This window comes from Halomonas alkalisoli (assembly GCF_021412585.1).
Lineage (GTDB): Bacteria > Pseudomonadota > Gammaproteobacteria > Pseudomonadales > Halomonadaceae > Halomonas > Halomonas alkalisoli.
In genome coordinates this window covers 377,853-393,343 of the sequence record NZ_JAKCMI010000012.1, presented here as the reverse complement: position 1 = coordinate 393,343, position 15,491 = coordinate 377,853, and the positions used below count along the sequence as shown (strand labels likewise).

The 15,491-nt window shown below is 63.2% G+C and carries 17 protein-coding genes; 5 read left to right on the top strand and 12 right to left on the bottom strand.

Translation table 11 applies throughout. From position 1 onward, the window contains the following. Positions 1-144: 144 nt before the first annotated feature. From LY622_RS03860 to pilB, 11 genes are all read right to left on the bottom strand, one after another. A complete protein-coding gene (locus tag LY622_RS03860; RefSeq protein WP_234289666.1) occupies positions 145-915 on the bottom strand; it encodes a universal stress protein in 771 nt (256 codons plus the stop codon). Continuing rightward, the gene (locus LY622_RS03855; protein WP_234289665.1) at positions 902-3,322 is read right to left on the bottom strand and encodes a Lon protease family protein; all 2,421 of its coding nucleotides are present in this window, start codon (positions 3,320-3,322) and stop codon (positions 902-904) included. The genes LY622_RS03860 and LY622_RS03855 overlap by 14 nt, the downstream gene beginning before the upstream one ends. Positions 3,323-3,980: 658 nt before the next feature. After that, positions 3,981-4,856 carry a DNA replication terminus site-binding protein gene (locus LY622_RS03850; RefSeq protein ID WP_234289664.1) on the bottom strand — a complete coding sequence of 292 codons (876 nt, stop codon included), beginning with the start codon at positions 4,854-4,856 and terminating at the stop codon, positions 3,981-3,983. Beyond that, positions 4,853-5,080, bottom strand: a complete 228-nt coding sequence (gene yacG, locus LY622_RS03845; RefSeq protein WP_066447298.1) for a DNA gyrase inhibitor YacG — start codon at positions 5,078-5,080, stop codon at positions 4,853-4,855. Before yacG ends, LY622_RS03850 begins: the two co-directional genes overlap by 4 nt. An 85-nt stretch (positions 5,081-5,165) precedes the next feature. Continuing rightward, positions 5,166-5,450, bottom strand: coding sequence for a type II toxin-antitoxin system RelE family toxin (locus LY622_RS03840; RefSeq protein WP_234289663.1), 285 nt, complete (start codon positions 5,448-5,450; stop codon positions 5,166-5,168). Beyond that, complete coding sequence (locus LY622_RS03835) at positions 5,440-5,688, bottom strand: type II toxin-antitoxin system Phd/YefM family antitoxin (protein WP_234289662.1); 249 nt, start codon at positions 5,686-5,688, stop codon at positions 5,440-5,442. Before LY622_RS03835 ends, LY622_RS03840 begins: the two co-directional genes overlap by 11 nt. Before the next feature lie 78 nt (positions 5,689-5,766). Beyond that, positions 5,767-6,378, bottom strand: coding sequence for a dephospho-CoA kinase (gene coaE, locus LY622_RS03830; protein WP_234289661.1), 612 nt, complete (start codon positions 6,376-6,378; stop codon positions 5,767-5,769). Positions 6,379-6,406: 28 nt separating this feature from the next. Then, the gene (locus LY622_RS03825) at positions 6,407-7,258 is read right to left on the bottom strand and encodes a prepilin peptidase (protein WP_234289681.1); all 852 of its coding nucleotides are present in this window, start codon (positions 7,256-7,258) and stop codon (positions 6,407-6,409) included. Positions 7,259-7,267: 9 nt separating this feature from the next. Then, positions 7,268-7,459: a DUF2283 domain-containing protein gene (locus LY622_RS03820; protein ID WP_083517494.1), complete on the bottom strand. Its 192-nt coding sequence runs from the start codon at positions 7,457-7,459 to the stop codon at positions 7,268-7,270. Between the two features lie 89 nt (positions 7,460-7,548). After that, positions 7,549-8,781: a type II secretion system F family protein gene (locus LY622_RS03815; protein WP_234289660.1), complete on the bottom strand. Its 1,233-nt coding sequence runs from the start codon at positions 8,779-8,781 to the stop codon at positions 7,549-7,551. A 106-nt stretch (positions 8,782-8,887) separates the two neighbouring features. Then, a complete protein-coding gene (gene pilB / locus LY622_RS03810) occupies positions 8,888-10,666 on the bottom strand; it encodes a type IV-A pilus assembly ATPase PilB (protein ID WP_439649573.1) in 1,779 nt (592 codons plus the stop codon). Between the two features lie 387 nt (positions 10,667-11,053). Here pilB and LY622_RS22540 point away from each other — a divergent pair, with 387 nt between their 5' ends. From LY622_RS22540 to LY622_RS03795, 3 genes are all read left to right on the top strand, one after another. Further along, positions 11,054-11,461: a pilin gene (locus tag LY622_RS22540; RefSeq protein WP_305038558.1), complete on the top strand. Its 408-nt coding sequence runs from the start codon at positions 11,054-11,056 to the stop codon at positions 11,459-11,461. Between the two features lie 494 nt (positions 11,462-11,955). Continuing rightward, positions 11,956-12,600 (top strand): anti-virulence regulator CigR family protein, encoded by a 645-nt coding sequence (locus tag LY622_RS03800; protein WP_234289659.1) that lies wholly within the window; start codon positions 11,956-11,958, stop codon positions 12,598-12,600. A gap of 249 nt (positions 12,601-12,849) precedes the next feature. Beyond that, positions 12,850-13,230: a histone-like nucleoid-structuring protein, MvaT/MvaU family gene (locus LY622_RS03795; RefSeq protein ID WP_234289658.1), complete on the top strand. Its 381-nt coding sequence runs from the start codon at positions 12,850-12,852 to the stop codon at positions 13,228-13,230. A 120-nt stretch (positions 13,231-13,350) separates the two neighbouring features. On the opposite strand, the gene LY622_RS03790 is transcribed toward LY622_RS03795, so the two are convergent. Beyond that, a complete protein-coding gene (locus LY622_RS03790) occupies positions 13,351-14,178 on the bottom strand; it encodes a helix-turn-helix domain-containing protein (RefSeq protein ID WP_234289657.1) in 828 nt (275 codons plus the stop codon). A gap of 360 nt (positions 14,179-14,538) precedes the next feature. On the opposite strand from LY622_RS03790, the gene LY622_RS03785 reads away from it, so the two are divergent. Together LY622_RS03785 and LY622_RS03780 are read left to right on the top strand one after the other, a co-directional pair. Continuing rightward, positions 14,539-14,835 (top strand): hypothetical protein, encoded by a 297-nt coding sequence (locus tag LY622_RS03785; protein ID WP_234289656.1) that lies wholly within the window; start codon positions 14,539-14,541, stop codon positions 14,833-14,835. Positions 14,836-14,890: 55 nt separating this feature from the next. Further along, positions 14,891-15,346, top strand: a complete 456-nt coding sequence (locus tag LY622_RS03780) for a hypothetical protein (protein ID WP_234289655.1) — start codon at positions 14,891-14,893, stop codon at positions 15,344-15,346. Positions 15,347-15,491: the final 145 nt, after the last annotated feature.

Here is a 15,491-nt window from a genome sequence, read left to right as displayed (position 1 = left end):
GCCGGGAGTCCTTCGGCCTCCAGTCGTGATCTGAAGATACTCCAACAGCGGCGTGGCACCGTCGGTGGAGAGATTCGCTGTTGGAGCGCCGCTCCCCATCGCGACTGGCGCCGATAGGCGCCTTGGCGGTGCCACATCATTCCTCTACGCCACCACCACAATCGGCAGGGGGACATTGGCAAGCAGTTCGGGGTCTTCGTTGAGCAGCTGTGCCAGTTCGGTTCGATGCAGCAGCAGGCCGCCGGCATCGGCGTGGGCGAGCTGGTTTTCCAACTCCCGGGCGTGGCGGATCGGCAGGGGGGAGAGGCCTTCGAAGAGTGCCGTCAGCCAGTCGGGTATGGCTTGTGCGCCGTTTGATTGCCCTCGGCTCAGCATCCGCAGCGGGCCGCGCTTGAAGGGGTGCCGTTCATCCCAGAGCAGCACCGTGCAGGGGGCTTCCAGTATGAGCCGGCGGCTGGTGGAGCCGAGCCGCGTGCCCCAGCGCTCGGTCGTGCCGGCCTTGCCCAGTACCAGCACATCCTCGGGGCCGGCCTTGGCCAGGGCTTCCCCGGCGACCGGGCCGCGGCTGACTTCAAGGCGATGACGCAGCTCGCGCCCGGCCACGGCGCGTTCCAGCGCCTGGTGTACCCGCTGCAGCTGACGGGCGATGGTGGCCTCCAGCGTATCCACCGTAAGCGGCCGCGTGAGGCCCGATTGTGCGCCGATCTCGCAGGAGAACGGAAAGGCCGCACAGCTCAGCAGGTCCAGGTCTTCGACATAGACTGCGACGAGCTCGGCCTGTCGGCTGCTGGCCAGGTCCACCGCAGCGGCCAGGGCCGCCAGGCTATGGCGCGAGGCGTCGAGCAACGCCAGCACGCGCGCGATTTCGAGGATGGTGCCGCCGTTGCCGGGTGGTGGCGTGTCAGGCTTCATCATCGTCACGCGCCTCCTGGTCCCTGTCGTTCTCCTCGTCGTTCATCTTGCCGTTGCGCCCGCGCTCATGGCGGGCCACCTTGTGGAAGGCCACGAGCCGCTCGGCAACCAGGGCGTTGACGCTGCCCTCGGGATACTGGCCGTCATCGTCGCGCTCGCCCGGTGTCATGCCGGTCAATAGCGCCAGCGCTTCGTCCAGCGCGTGAATGGCATAGACCTTGAAGTCACCGGCGGCAATGGCGTCGCGCACGTCCGCCTTGAGCATCAGGTGCGCCACGTTGGTCGCCGGCAGCAAGACCCCATGGTCCTTGAGTTCGCCCCGCGCCCGGCAGATGTCGAAGAAGCCCTCGATCTTCTCGTTGACGCCGCCCACCGCCTGCACCATGCCGTACTGGTCGATGGAGCCGGTGACCGCCAGGCGCTGGTCGATGCCGACGCGGGCGATGGCCGAGATCAGCGCGCAGGCCTCGGCCACGGAGGCGCTGTCGCCTTCCACGCCGCCATAGGACTGCTCGAAGGCCAGGCTGGCGGAGAGCGACAGCGGCGAATCGGGGGCAAAGCGGCTGGCAAGGTAGCGTGACAGGATCATCACCGCCTTGGAGTGGATGCGCCCGCCCATCCGCGATTCACGTTCGATATCCACCACCTGGCCGGCGCCGGGGCGGGCGGTGGCGGTAATCCGGCTCGGCTGGCCGAAGGCGTAGTGGCCCAGGCTCAGCACCGAGAGCCCGTTCACCTGGCCCACCTGGAAGCCCTCGGTGCGAATCGCCACCGTGCCCCGGGTGATCATCTCGTGGCTGCGTTCGCGCAGGCGACTGGCGCGCCACAGCTGCTGCTCCACCGCCTTCTCCACGTGGGTGCGGCCGATCACCTTGGCTGCGGCCTGGTCGGCCCAGTGGTCGGCCTCTTCCAGCAGGTCGCTGAGTTCGCGATGGCGCGCGGTGAGCTTGCTCTGGTCATCGGCCAGGCGGCTGGCCCGCTCGATCACCGCCGCCACGCCGCTGCGATCGAGCGGGCGCAGGGCGGAATCCCGGGCCAGGGTGGCGATCATTCGCGCGAACAGGGGCTGGTTGGCGTCGTTGCGCTCCAGCTCATCCTCCAGGTCCGCCTGCACCTTGAACAGCTCCAGGAAATCGGGGTCGTGTTCGCACAGCAGGTAGTAGAACAGCCGTTCGCCGAGCAGCACCACCTTGAGATCCAGCGGTATCGGCTCCGGCTCCAGGGTGGTGGTGCTGATCAGCCCATAGGCCTGCTCCAGCGACTCGGTGCGGATCTCTCCGGCGCGCAGCACGCGCTTCAGGGTCTCCCAGGCACCGGGCTGCATCAGCAGGGCACGGACATCCACCATCAGATAGCCGCCGTTGGCGCGATGCAGCCCCCCGGCGCGGATCAGCGAGAAGTCGGTCAACAGGGTGCCATTGTGGACGTGGTGCTCGATGCGGCCCACCAGGTGCTGATGGGTCGGCAGGTCCAGATAGACCACCGGCGCCCCTTCACAGCTCCGGTTATCGACGATCAGATTGACCTGGAAGCGGCTGAACAACGCTTCCGGCGGAATGTCCGGTTCATCCGCGATAAAGGACTCCACGTGGGCCACGATCGCCTGGCGGATGGCCGTCAAATGAGCCAGTACGCCTTCATGGTCGGCATAGCGTTGCTCCAACTCCTCCAGCGGTGCCCCGATCGCGGTCTGCAGCATCTCCTCATTCAGTGCCACCATCTGCTCGTGCAGCTGCTTGGCAAGCTTCGGCATCTGACGAATGGCACGGGAGAGCTTCTTCTGCAGCACCTTGACCGTGCCTTCGATGCGCTCGCGGTCATCCTGGGGCAGCGCCTCGAACTCCTCCGGTGCCATCATCTTGTCATCGCTGGCCGGCGCGAAGGTGAACCCGTTGGGGGTGGAGAGCAGCAGGATATCGTGCTCGCGGGCCTCGCGACGCACCGCCTCGATGGCATCGCGCTGGCGCTCGTTCATGGCCTGCTTCAGCTCATGCAGGCGGTTCTGGTACTCATCCCCCTCGAAGACAGCGGGAATCGACGTACTCAGCTCCTGTGTCAGCTGCTCGATATCGGCGCGGAGCACCCGGCCCATGCCGGTGGGCAGCAGCAGGTGGAGGGGTCGCGAAGGGTCGTCGAAATTGTAGCGATAGGCCACGTCCGGCGGGGTCGGCTCGTCACGGGAACGCTCGGCGAGGAAGCGGCCCACCAGCTGATGCTTGCCATGGCCGGGGTTGCCCAGCACATAAAGATTGAAACCATCGCTGCGCATCGCCGTGCCGAAATCCAGCGCCTCCCGGGCCCGGTCATGGCCGCTGAGCAAATCCAGTGAGGGCAGCTCACTGCTCACCTTGAACGCGAACGCCTCCTCGGGGCAGTGGCGATACACCTGCGTCACATCCAATGGTTTCAAGATGGCTGCCTCCCTGTTCCCGGTGCACTTTGATGACGCTTCATCTCAGTATGGCGGAGTACATGCGGAAGTGCCTGATATAGGTCAAGGCGAGAAGATGTGCGCCTTGGCGGAGGCGGTGTCGTTGGTGGTGGTCGCTAACACTGGCAACACCGCCGGGAGGCCTGCGGCCTCCAGTCGTGAGCTGAAGCTTCCTCCTACAGGGTGGTAATCGCTTGCCACGGTAGGAAAAATCCGCTGTTGGAGCGCTGGTTTCCAACGAGACTGGCGCCGGTAGGCGCCTTGGCGGAGGCGGCCGAGGTTGGCAGTGGTCGCCACATCGGCAACACCGCCGGGAGGCCTGCGGCCTCCAGTCGTGAGCTGAAGCTTCCTCCTAGAGGGTGGTAATCGCTTGCCACGGTAGGAAAAATCCGCTGTTGGAGCGCTGCTCCGCATCGCGACTGGCGCCGGCAGGCGCCTCGGCGGAGGCGGCCGAGGATGGGAGTGGTCGCCAGCGTCGGCAACACCGCCGGGAGGCCTTCGGCCTCCAGTCGTGAGCTGAAGCTTCCTCCTACAGGGTGGTAATCGCTTGCCACGGTAGGAAAAATCCGCTGTTGGAGCGCTGGTTCCCATCGCGACTGGCGCCGTCAGGCGCCTCGGCGGAGGCCGGAAGCCTTCTTCACAGACTCCGGTAGCGGAACACTCTCAGGCTGGGGAGGAAGGGGGTGTCTTCCAGGCGTTCGTCGCTGCGCCGGGCGCGGGTGCGGGTCTCGGGCGGCTTGGCGGGTGGCAGGTTGTGGTCGGGCAGGCGGCCGCGGGGTGCGGGCAGGAAGAGCGGCAGGGCGACATTCATGGCGCGCCGGGTGCGGCCGTCGTCGAGGGGTTCGGTGTAGAAGAGGTTGGCGCGCATCAGCGGTGCCTGGCTCTGCACCTGGGCGAGGGGTTCGTCCGAGGGCAGGCCGGCGAGCTTGCGCAGCTGGATGCGCACGTGGGGCGCGTCGGTGTCCAGTGTCATCAGCTTCTTCTCGACATCGCCCACGCTGAGCCGCTTGATCGAGCGGCCGCTGGAATACCAGGCCAGGCGTACCCGTGCCACCGGGGCTTCGGCCACGGGAATGGCCCGCCAGCACTGCTTGAGGTGCAGCCGGGCGAGGCCGCTGCCGCGCAGGTGGTCGTGCAGTTCGGGGTGGCGAAACGGCAGCACCGCCTTGGCTTCGAGCAGCAGCGGCGGGTGGTTGTCGCGGATATGGGCCAGCTGCCTGGCGAATTCGGCCTTGGCGCCATTCACCGCGGCGACCTTCTCCAGCAGGATGTCATCGGCGGCGACCAGCCCCACATGGCTGCGGGTGGCGCGGCCGTCCTGGCCGTCCTGATACCAGAAGTCGAGCAGGGCACGGCGCAACCACGCCTCGCTGGCATCGGCCTGAAAGGCCCAGGCTTCGGCGGGCGAGCGGCTATAGGCCGCCAGCAGTTCCTCGCTGCGCTCGATCAGCGCATCGAAGGCCGCTTCCAGCTCCGCCAGCAGGCGGTAGGAGGGCGCCGGCGCCGGGCTCACCGGTCGTCGCCTCGCTCGGCCCGGGCCAGCCACTCTTCGATGTTGTGCTCGTCCATCGCCGGCTCACCGGCGATACGGTGCGATTCGTCGGCCCAGGCACCTAGGTCGAGCATCTTGCACCGCTCGCTGCAGAAGGGCCGGTAGGGGTTCTGTTCGCTCCATTCCACCTTGGTCTTGCACTGGGGACAGGCGACTTTCAGGGGGCGTTGGTTCGATTGGCTCATGAATCCGTTAGGCGTTGGTGGCTGTGAGGTCATTCTAGCGTCAATGACGGTGGCTGTGTGCCCAGGCGTTACCCGAAAAGCCTGATCAAGTGCGCCTGCTGGCTTTGAGATACACGGCATTGCGATCCCGTTTGCCTACTGCAATGACAAGTACAACCAGTTCTTGTTCGCGAACTTCGTACACCAGGCGAAAGCCAGCACTCCGCAGCTTGACCTTGTAGCGGTTCCTGCTGCCCGCAAGGCGCGAGGCAGGGATGATGGGGCTATCCAGGATGGTGATGAGCTTCTTCTTGAATTGGACCCGGACACTATCATCCAGTTTGCGCCACTCCTTCAGCGCTTCTTCACGAAAGCGCAGCTCATAGCTCATCCAGGGTCACCGTGACCTCCGCTTGGGAGCTGCGTTCGTCGGCAATGCGGTTCAGCTCGGCATCCTCCAGCTTTTCCAGCAATTCTTCGTAGGCGGCGGCCGGGATGCAGTAGAAGGCCGGTTGATTGTGATTCAAGACAGCCACAGGAAACCCCTCGCCCGCAGCGACCGTGGCCATGGGGTTCTTCTTCAACTCCGAAATGCTGGCGGTGGTATCGGCATGAATCTTGTAGGGCATGGCGGTCTCCTGACTGATCTATAGACCGAATTATAGTCTTTTATTCGGTCTCGTAAAGATTCTCGCAAGGGACGCTCTTCAACCTGCCAACTCACGATACCGACGATCCAGCTCGGCGACCTGGGCCTTAAGGCTGGCTTCATCGCCGCTGTTGTCGATCACGTCGTCGGCCCGGGCCAGGCGCTCGGCGCGGGGCATCTGCGCGGCGACGATGGCGCGGGCCTGGGCTTCGTCGACATCGTCACGGGCGGCGGTGCGGGCGATCTGCAGGCTTTCCGGCACGTCGATCACCAGGCAGCGGTCGGCCATCTCGCTCTGCCCTGACTCGAACAGCAGCGGCGAGACCAGCAGCACATAGGGCGCGCCTTCGGCCTGCAGCCGCTCCAGATGGACAATAAGGCGTTGCCGAATGCGGGGGTGCGTCACCGACTCCAGCCACTGCCGCTCGGCCGGGTCGGCAAAGACGATCTCGCGCAGCGCCCGGCGATCGAGGCTGCCGTCTTCCTGCAATACCCGCGGGCCCTCCACTCGGGAATAGCGCTCGGCGATCTCGGCCAGGGCCGGCTCGCCGGGCTCGACCACCTCGCGGGCCACGTCGTCGGCATCCACCCAGGGCACGCCCAGTGCGGCGAAGGCCCGTGCCACGGTGGACTTGCCCGAAGCGATGCCGCCGGTTACGCCAATGATCACAGTCACACTCCGTGAGATAGGGAACGGGTCACAGCATCACGCCCAGATAAAGCGCCATCAGCGGCTCGCCCACCAACAGCGCGATCCAGCCGGCCATGGCCAGGTAGGGGCCGAAGGGCATCGGTGCGCCGCGCAGGCGGGGAATGGCCAGCTGAGCGAGCACGCCAACGACGGCACCGACGCCAGCGGAAAGGATCAGCACCATCGGCAGGTACTGCCAGCCCAGCCAGGCCCCCAGTGCCGCCAGCAGCTTGAAGTCGCCGAAGCCCATGCCCTCCTTGCCGGTTACCAGCTTGAACAGCCAGTAGAAGCTCCACAGCGACAGGTACCCCGCCATGGCGCCGATCACCGCATCGGAGAGCAGCAGCGGCTGGAACAGCAGCTGGTAGAGCAGCCCCGCCCACAGCAGCGGCAGGGTGACGATGTCCGGCAGCAGTTGGGTGCGAAGGTCGATCACCGCCAGTGCCAGCAGCGAAAGGCAGGCGCCGAAGATGAACAGCCCTTGCCAGGTGGGGCCGTGCAGCGCCAGCACCGCCACCGCCAGGGCGCCACCGGCCAGCTCCACCAACGGATACTGCGGGCTGATCCGCCCTTCACAGTGGGCGCAGCGGCCGCGGCGCTTCAGCCAGCCGATTACAGGCAGGTTGTCGTGCCAGGCGATGGGCGTTTCGCAGCTGGGGCAGATCGAGCGCGGTACCATCAGGTTGAAGCGCGGCGGGGTCTCGTCCGGCAGCTCCAGCGCCTCGCGGGCCTCGGCCCGCCAGCCCAGCATCAGCATCACCGGCAGGCGCACGATCACCACGTTGAGGAAACTGCCCAGGCACAGGCCCAGGAAGGCCACCAAGGGCCAGAGAAGGGCGGGGGGAAGGTCAGTCAAAATAATTCCTTATCAAGCTGCCTCACTTTTCAGCAAGGGCCAGGCGCCTTGCTTGGAGGCATCGAGAATTACCACTTCCACTATACTGCCATCATCGGCATAGCTAACGTGCGTATGCCAGTCCTGTGACACTTCCTTTACGATAGGCTTTTCTGATAGATGCAGTACAAGGATGTCATCAGCTTCGTCGTAAGTGGTTCTCACTGTTACTCCTCCCAGCTGAAGTGGTGCATGATCGTCTTTACGACGAGTCTATCTTCGAGCACCACTGCCGCACAAATACAGTGCATCACTCACAACACCGTGCCGAGCTCAAATATGGGCAGATACATGGAAATGACCAGGCCGCCGACCAGCACCCCAAGCACCACGATGATCAGCGGCTCCAGCAGCGAGGTGAGGGCGTCGACCTTGTTGTCGACCTCCTCCTCGTAGTAGTCGGCCACGCGGTTGAGCATGGCGTCCAGCGAGCCGGACTCCTCGCCGATGCCCACCATCTGCACCGCCAGGGGAGGGAACTGTTCGGTCAGACGCATGGCAAAGTGCAGTTGCTGGCCGGTGGCGACATCCTCGCGGATCTGCCGGGTGGCGCGTTCATACACCAGGTTGCCCGCTGCGCCGGCGGCGATGTCCAGCGCCTCGACCATGGGCACGCCGGCCCCGTAGGTGGTGGCCAGGGTGCGTGAATAGCGCGCCACCGAGGACTTGTCGAGAATGTCCCCGATCACCGGGATCTTCAGCGAGAACTTGTGCATGCGATAGGCGAACGCCTGGGAGCGCTTCATGCCCTGGCGCATCAGGTAGACGAAGGCCACCACGATGCCGATGCCCCACAGCCAGTACTGCTGGGCGAATTCCGACATGGAGATGGTCATGCGGGTCATGGCCGGCAGCTCGGCGCCGAAGCCGTGGAACAGGCTCTCGAACTGGGGCACCACCTTGATCAGCAGCAGCGCCGTGACGCCGATCCCCACGGCGATCACCGCAATGGGATACCACAGCGCCTTCTTGACGCGGCCCTTGAGCGACTCGATCTTCTCCTTGTAGGCGGCGATCCGCTCGAGCATTCGATCCAGCGAACCGGAGCTCTCGCCGGCCTCCACCAGGTTGCAGAAGAGATTGTCGAACTGCTCGGGGTGCTGGCGCAGCGCCTGGGAGAAGCTCGACCCCGCCGCCACCTCGTTCATCATCTGCTGCACCACCGCACTCATGGCCGGCTTGCGGATGCTCTCGGCCACCACCTGGAACGCCTGCAGCACCGGCACCCCGGCGCGAATCATGGTCGCCATCTGGCGGGCGAAGAGCATGATGTCCCGCGGCTTGATGGTGCCCATGCCGCCGCCAAGCCCGCCCTTGCGGCGCACGTTCTTGACGATGATGTTCTGGTTGGCCAGCTCCCGCTCCACCTCTGCCTTGTGCGTTGCCACCACCTCGCCGCGCACCAGGCGCCCGCCCGGGCCCTTGCCCGACCAGTTCCAGCGGTAGAGCTTCAGCTTCCGGGGCGCTTTCGCTGTTCTGGTTGCCATGTCGTTCCCTGCTGCGTATCGAAAAACGTGGTCTCGGTTTCTTATAGTATTCCGCTATCAACCGTTATATCGGCCAGTTTGTCAGTTGTTTTAGTGTGAACCCAACTTAATCTTTCGTTACACGGTTGACCTCGGTCAAGCTTGTGATTCCCTGCATCACCTTGAGCAGGCCGCTTCGGCGCAGGTCCGGATGGCCTTCCTGGCGGGCCAACTGATCGAAGTCCATGGAGTTGCCCTGGCGCATGATCAGCTGGCTCATGGCACCGCTCACCGGCACCACTTCGTAGATACCCACCCGGCCCTTGTAGCCGTGGGTGCAGTGCATGCAGCCCACCGGCTCGTAGACGGTGGCACTGCCCACCTCCAGGTCGGTGAAGCCCTCGCGCAGCAGCGCCTCGCGGGGGATCTCCGCGGGCTGCTTGCACTGCTTGCACAGCCGGCGCGCCAGGCGCTGGGCGATGATCAGGCTGACGGAACTGGCGATATTGAAGGGCGGCACGCCCATGTTGGCCAGGCGGGTCAGGGTTTCTGCCGCCGAATTGGTGTGCACGGTGGAGAGCACCAGGTGCCCGGTCTGGGACGCCTTCACCGCGATCTCGGCGGTCTCCAGGTCGCGGATCTCGCCGACCATCACCACGTCCGGGTCCTGGCGCAGGAAGGCGCGCAGGGCACTGGCGAAGTCCAGCCCGATCTTGGGCAGCACGTTGACCTGGTTGACCCCCGGCACCTTGATTTCCACCGGGTCCTCCGCGGTACAGATATTGCGCTGCACTTCGTTGAGGATGTTCAGGCCGGTGTAGAGCGTGACCGTCTTGCCGCTGCCGGTGGGGCCGGTGACCAGGATCATGCCCTGGGGATGGTCCAGCACCGTTTCGTAGAGCCCGCGCTGCTCCGGCGTGAAGCCCAGCGCATCGATGCCGATCTGGGCCGAGGCGGGATCGAGGATACGCAGCACGATCTTCTCGCCGTAGACGGTGGGCAGCGAGTTGACGCGAAAGTCGATGGAGCGGGTCTTGGAGACCTTGAGCTTGATGGCGCCATCCTGGGGCAGGCGGCGCTCGGAAATATCCAGCCGCGACATCACCTTCAGGCGCGCGGCAATGCGCGCCCGCATGGAGAAGGGCGGGCGCGCCGCTTCCAGCAGCATGCCGTCGATGCGCATGCGTACCCGGTAGCTGGTCTCGTAGGGCTCGAAGTGAATGTCCGAGGCGCCGCGGCGGATGGCGTCGAGCAGGATCTTGTTGACGAACTTGACGATGGGCGCGTCATCGGCGCCGCTATGGGCGGCCTGGTTCGCCTCCTCGCTGAGGTCCACCCCCTCGTCGAACTCCAGCTCGCTGATTGCGTCGTCGACCCCGGCCAGGTCGTCCATCATGCTGGTCTCGTTCTGGGCCAGGTAGGCCTCCAGCACCGGCAGCAGCTGGTCGACCGGGCACAGCACCGCCTCGATGCTTAGCCCGGTGGCGAACTGCAGCTCATCGAGCTTGGCCAGGGTCGAGGGATAGGGCACCGCCACCGTCAGGCGGTGGGAGCGGCGCATCAGCGGCACCACGCACAGCTTGCGCAGCAGCTTTTCGGGATACTCATTGGCCGGCGGCAGGCTGGACAGGCGCAGGGCGTCCAGGTCGACGATGGGCAGGCCATACTCCCAGGCGGCGCACAGGGTGCCATCCCGGGGGGTGACCATGCCGGCATCGATCACATGCTGCAGCAGCGTGACCTCGGACTCGCGGGCCTCCTGCTCGGCGCGTTCCGCCGCCGGGCGCGACAGCAGGCCGTACTCCACCAGGCGCCGGGCCAGGCCGCGCAGGCCCTCGGCGGCCTGGGTCATGGTGGCGGTGTCGTCGGCGGTGCCGGCTTCCGAGAAGGGGCGGTTACTGTTCATGGCGCCTCTGTCGTTGGCCCGCGGGGCGGGGTGGAAAACGATAAATGGAATACCAATATACTAGTCCTTTACCACGGGGCGGCACAGCGGTAATCTCACGCGCGCTCAACCCTGGCATTAATCCGCTGGTACATTATCATTAGCTCAAATTCTCAGGCAGACGTATGTCGTGCTTGCAGGATGTCGAAGTGTAATTTAGTGTAAGTGGCAGGAGCGTGAATTCAGGGACAGTGGCGATACGCCAAATCGGAACAAAGGGGGCATCCGCCCCGGCTGCAGAAAGGCAGAAAGAAGGCAACCGGAAGCCAGCGGCTTCCATCGGCAGCTCCACGGGGCCGAACCAGCGAACCAAGGCCACGACCGGGCAACAGAGTAGGGGATAGGGCGATGAACATGATGAAAGAAATGCAGAACCAGCGGGCAGCCAGGAAGGGCCAGGGCGGCTTCACCCTGATCGAGCTGCTGATCGTGGTGGCGATCATCGGTATTCTGGCGGCAATTGCAATTCCGCAGTATCAGGATTACACCGCTCGTGCTGCGGACAGGGCTTGTTTGTCTGATATGCGAGCATTTGCAACAGCTGTGGCTGCATCGCGTTCAGATAGAATGAGCTTCTTGGCGGCAGATGGGGGGGATCCGGACCCGGCTGATATAAACATTACAGTTGGTCCTGCTGGAGCTTGCTCCGCCATTGACATTGATGGGACAACTATAACTGGAACAGCAAACGACCCGGGTGGCGAGATTGATGCAATTGACCACGGCGTTGCTGCGCCAACCGCACCAGCCACTTAAATAAGCCATTTAAGGGTTGCAGACGGCCGGCTTTCGCCGGCCGTTTTTTGTGTGGTGTGCTAAGAATGGCGCGCTACGCCTGAATGCTTGTAACCCCAGGGTGTTTTCACAGGGGGGGGGCTAGAGACGTTGAGCTCATTTTCCTATTGTGCACACGCTTGATGCCCACACAACCAACCCCGTTCCGATTTATTCATCGGAGGTGCTGAAAATTTCTACGGTGAGATCGTCGTGCTTTGCTCTAATGTGAGGTGACAGCAGAGGCCGGTGCTTTGGTAAGGTCACCGATCGAACCATCGAGGGAAAAGGCGCCGGCGGTTTTCATTATGATGAGGCTTTCGGTGAGATGGACGATGGGAGCGGCAGCAGTAGCGTCACCGAACTGCCCTGGCTGCAGTCCATATGGGTGCATTTAAGAACAATTCATAACTTCCATCTTCCCTGCGCATTCACCGCCTAGACTGTCGATACGTGCCCCACTGGAGGTCGACAGTATGAAAACGCGTAATGGATTGACGATAATTGCCGCAGCCACGCTCAGCCTGGCGCTGGCTTCTGCCCAGTTGCAGGCGCAGCCGGTGGAGCCCCGTGGGCAAGGACAGGGCCAGGGGCAAGGGCAGGGCAACAGCCAGCGTGGCCAGGGCCAGGAGCACCGTAAGGAGCATCGTCAAGAGCATCGCCAGGGTCGGGGCCAGGCCGGTGAGCGCCGCCAGCAGGCCGCCGAGGAGGGCGAGCGTCGCGAATGGCGCCGAGATGGCGAGTCGCGACGTGAAGGCCGTGGCGACTGGGAGCGCGAGCGCCGCTCCGGCAGCGATGGTTATCGTGATCGGCGTTCCGGTAGTGATGGTTATCGCGATGGGCCGAGAATCGATGAGCGGGAGATACGGCGTTTCTTCGGCGAGCGGCGAGAGTGGATCGAAGTCGATCGCTCACGTGATAGCCTGCCGCCGGGCATTCGCATGAACCTGGAGCGCGGCAAGCCGCTGCCGCCGGGGATTGCCAAACAGTTCGATGGTCGTCTCGCTCGGGACCTTCCCCGTTACGAAGGTTATGAGTGGCGTCGCGTCGGGCCCGACGTGGTACTGGTGGATATGGTCAACGATGTCGTTTACGAGGTGCTGCGGGATATTCTTTACTGATCGCGTGAGGCTCGTATCACCATAACGACCCTTGACTATCATTGATCCAAGCGCCGCCGTCGGGCGGCGTTCTCGTTTCCGGACTAAGCGCCACCCGATCGTTGACACGTGAGTATTTGCCTGTTGCCACCTATTTGGCCAAACTGATATAACGTATAAATACAGGCTTGCATATTGTCATGGGGCGCTGCTTGATGTATTTATAGTCGCCGCATCCTGTAAATTTTCCCAACCTAAGGAATACACGCCATGTCCCTTCTCAGTGAGTTCATGCAGAAAGAACAGCAGCTCAAGCAGCTCCAGGCTGAAATGGATCGTCTGCAGAACGATGATCGCCTGAAGGCCGAGCTGGCATTCAAGGACAAGCTTGAAGCCCTGATGCGCGAATTCAACAAGAGTTCTGCCGATGTCATCAGCTTGCTGGACCCGCAGGGCAGCAAGCCCGCTGCCGCCAAGGCATCCGCGGCAGCCGGTGGTGGCCGTCGCAAGCGTAAGCTGAAGATCTACAAGAACCCGAATACCGGTGAGGTCGTGGAAACCCGCGGCGGTAACCAGAAGACGCTGAAGGCGTGGAAGGACGAGCACGGCTCTGACAAGGTCGAGAGCTGGCTGGTACGCGTCGAGGAGTGATCGTTTCCTGCTGGCTGAATTGGCCAGCGCTGAAATCAGAGTGGCTGAATTCGCAGTAAGCGCCGGGCCCAGTGGGCCCGGCTGTTTTTGCAGTGTACTTCAATCCTCGTTTGTCGCGTTTCAAGTGTTCGTGATGAGTATCGGTAGTTGTACTTCCACACCCTGCTCCAGCAGGCGTACCTGCGCGGGTTCGCCGCTGGCATAGCAGCGCTTTTTTGCCAACCCCTCCCTGACGAGATACTGCACGGCCGCGGGTACCTCTTCCGGCGTGTTTACCGTAAGGCAAGCGTGACGCTGCTCCGGCAGTTCCAGGATACGAAAGGAAGCGGGAATGGCTAAACCGACATCGTTCTGCTCATCGATCAGTGGGCCGATATCGATGCGGTCCAGTTCGCAGGGCAGGGGTGTGCTATGGAGTACGGCAACGGTAGGGGCTTGTCTGAGGCGTTCGGGCAGGGTCTCGGCTCCTTTAGCAAGTTGTGCCCACTTGTGGAGATTGGAAAGGCCGCCGGCATCGATCTTGTGATAGAGCCGGGTGACCAGCGCCTGTCGAGGTGGCAGGCTGCGGATTTCGAAGTCCGGTGGTGCGCCACTGTGGCCCTGGCAGTACAAGGGCGAGCGTAACTTCAGGCGTTCCACCTGCCGGTACTGGCGAGGTGTCTGGTTGTAGCGGCGCTGGAAGGCGCGGCTGAAAGCCGAATGATTGTGATAACCGCTCCTCATGGCGATGGTATGAATTCTATAGGGTGTCAGTGCGAGTAGGCGGGCAGCCTTTTCCAGTCTCAAGATATCGCGATACGCGCTTGGCGAGAGACCGAAGCATTGCTTGAACCTCCGTCGTACCTGTGAGGTCGAATAACCGAGTCGATTGGCGAGGTCATCGATCCCCTGCTGGCTAGTCAGATGCTCCTGTAGCCAGATTTCCGCTCGCATCATCTCGTTGAACATCATTTGGTCCCTTGCGTTCGAGCCTGTAGCAATGCTTGACTTGACAGCCGATTATTTTGATGTTGGCGCTGTGTACTGGCGCCGGGTGTAGGCACATTGACGCTCCCAACCCGAAGTATTTATTGGTTTTATGCGTTCCTTTATGCGCTGTAGCGGGAGTCGAAGGCAAGTTTGGTGACGGGGGTTGACCGTTTGTGCATACTTTGTAGCGTAGAAGTGCAAACGGAATAATGAAACATGGTAACAGCAATCATTATCATGCATGGTGTTTCTCGGTTTCGCTCCGAGAATCAATAGCGGTATACTCATGACCAGACATTAATCGAGTGCTGTTCGGTACTTGAGCTTTAACGGAATCTAATGAAACAACACAAACCCAACCGACACATGGACGAGCGCGAAAAGCTGCGCAAGTTTCGTGAGCTCGACGATGCCTTCGCAGAAGCGCTTCGCGAGCTGGAAAAACCCAATTCACGGCTCGACATCCCCACCGGCCCGCCCGTACGTAGCCTGGCGGTGCAGGAGGCGGATGATGAGCAGGCCCGTCAGCGTCTCTTCGAAGATCGCCTGAAAACGCTGATGAGCGAGTACGCACAGCCCAGAGAGAGCGTGGCTCTTCTGCTGCGCACAATGCAGTCACTTGGCCACATTGCCTGAGTCGCTGTCTGAATCGCTGCCTGAGTAGCCGTCCGAATCGCCGCCTGAGTCGCACATGACCTATTTCGTCGTGATGGGCAGCCTGGCGCTGTCTGTCCTGTTTACCCTGAGCTGGGCGCTATGGCGCACGGTGCGCTGGGCCACTTCCAGCCTGCCCGGCGGCCGACGCCAGGGCGGGCGAGGCAAGCCCGCAACCCGCAAGCCGGCCAAGGCGCGCAAGTCCGCCGCGAAACCTGCGGCCAAGCCCAGCAAGAAGCCTTCGGTGAAAGTCAGGCGTGAACCCAGCCGCCTGGCCCAATGGCTGGCCGAATGGCGTGCGGCGCTGCCCCTGGCCGTGGTCACCACGCTGATCTACCTGGTCGCCCGGCTGGTGGAGCACGGCATGAGCTTTCGCCCGCCCCACACCGTGCCCGCCGGCTTCCACAGCCTGATCGTCGTCCTCGGCTGGGCCGCCGCCGTGATGCTCACCCTCGCGCTGATCAACCGCCTCGCCGCCTGGCGCTGTCGTTGATGTAACGTTTTATCCTACGGTAACGCCGCGGCGCTAGAGCATTCCCCACGAGTCCCGTAGAATTGACGCACTAGAATAACGATACCTCGAAAGGGAAAGTCGAGCGCCAGCTCGGCTCAGGACCGCAACATGGCGCCAGGGGCTA

Bases quoted from the DNA above. Each gene is read 5' to 3' on its own strand.
- LY622_RS03860 (WP_234289666.1), bottom strand. From the start codon at position 915: ATGATGAAGCCTGACACGCCACCACCCGGCAACGGCGGCACCATCCTC.
- yacG (WP_066447298.1), bottom strand. From the start codon at position 5,080: ATGAGCCAATCGAACCAACGCCCCCTGAAAGTCGCCTGTCCCCAGTGC.
- LY622_RS03840 (WP_234289663.1), bottom strand. From the start codon at position 5,450: ATGAGCTATGAGCTGCGCTTTCGTGAAGAAGCGCTGAAGGAGTGGCGC.
- LY622_RS03835 (WP_234289662.1), bottom strand. From the start codon at position 5,688: ATGCCCTACAAGATTCATGCCGATACCACCGCCAGCATTTCGGAGTTG.
- LY622_RS03815 (WP_234289660.1), bottom strand. From the start codon at position 8,781: ATGGCAACCAGAACAGCGAAAGCGCCCCGGAAGCTGAAGCTCTACCGC.
- pilB (WP_439649573.1), bottom strand. From the start codon at position 10,666: ATGAACAGTAACCGCCCCTTCTCGGAAGCCGGCACCGCCGACGACACC.
- LY622_RS22540 (WP_305038558.1), top strand. From the start codon at position 11,054: ATGAACATGATGAAAGAAATGCAGAACCAGCGGGCAGCCAGGAAGGGC.
- LY622_RS03800 (WP_234289659.1), top strand. From the start codon at position 11,956: ATGAAAACGCGTAATGGATTGACGATAATTGCCGCAGCCACGCTCAGC.
- LY622_RS03795 (WP_234289658.1), top strand. From the start codon at position 12,850: ATGTCCCTTCTCAGTGAGTTCATGCAGAAAGAACAGCAGCTCAAGCAG.
- LY622_RS03790 (WP_234289657.1), bottom strand. From the start codon at position 14,178: ATGTTCAACGAGATGATGCGAGCGGAAATCTGGCTACAGGAGCATCTG.
- LY622_RS03785 (WP_234289656.1), top strand. From the start codon at position 14,539: ATGAAACAACACAAACCCAACCGACACATGGACGAGCGCGAAAAGCTG.
- LY622_RS03780 (WP_234289655.1), top strand. From the start codon at position 14,891: ATGACCTATTTCGTCGTGATGGGCAGCCTGGCGCTGTCTGTCCTGTTT.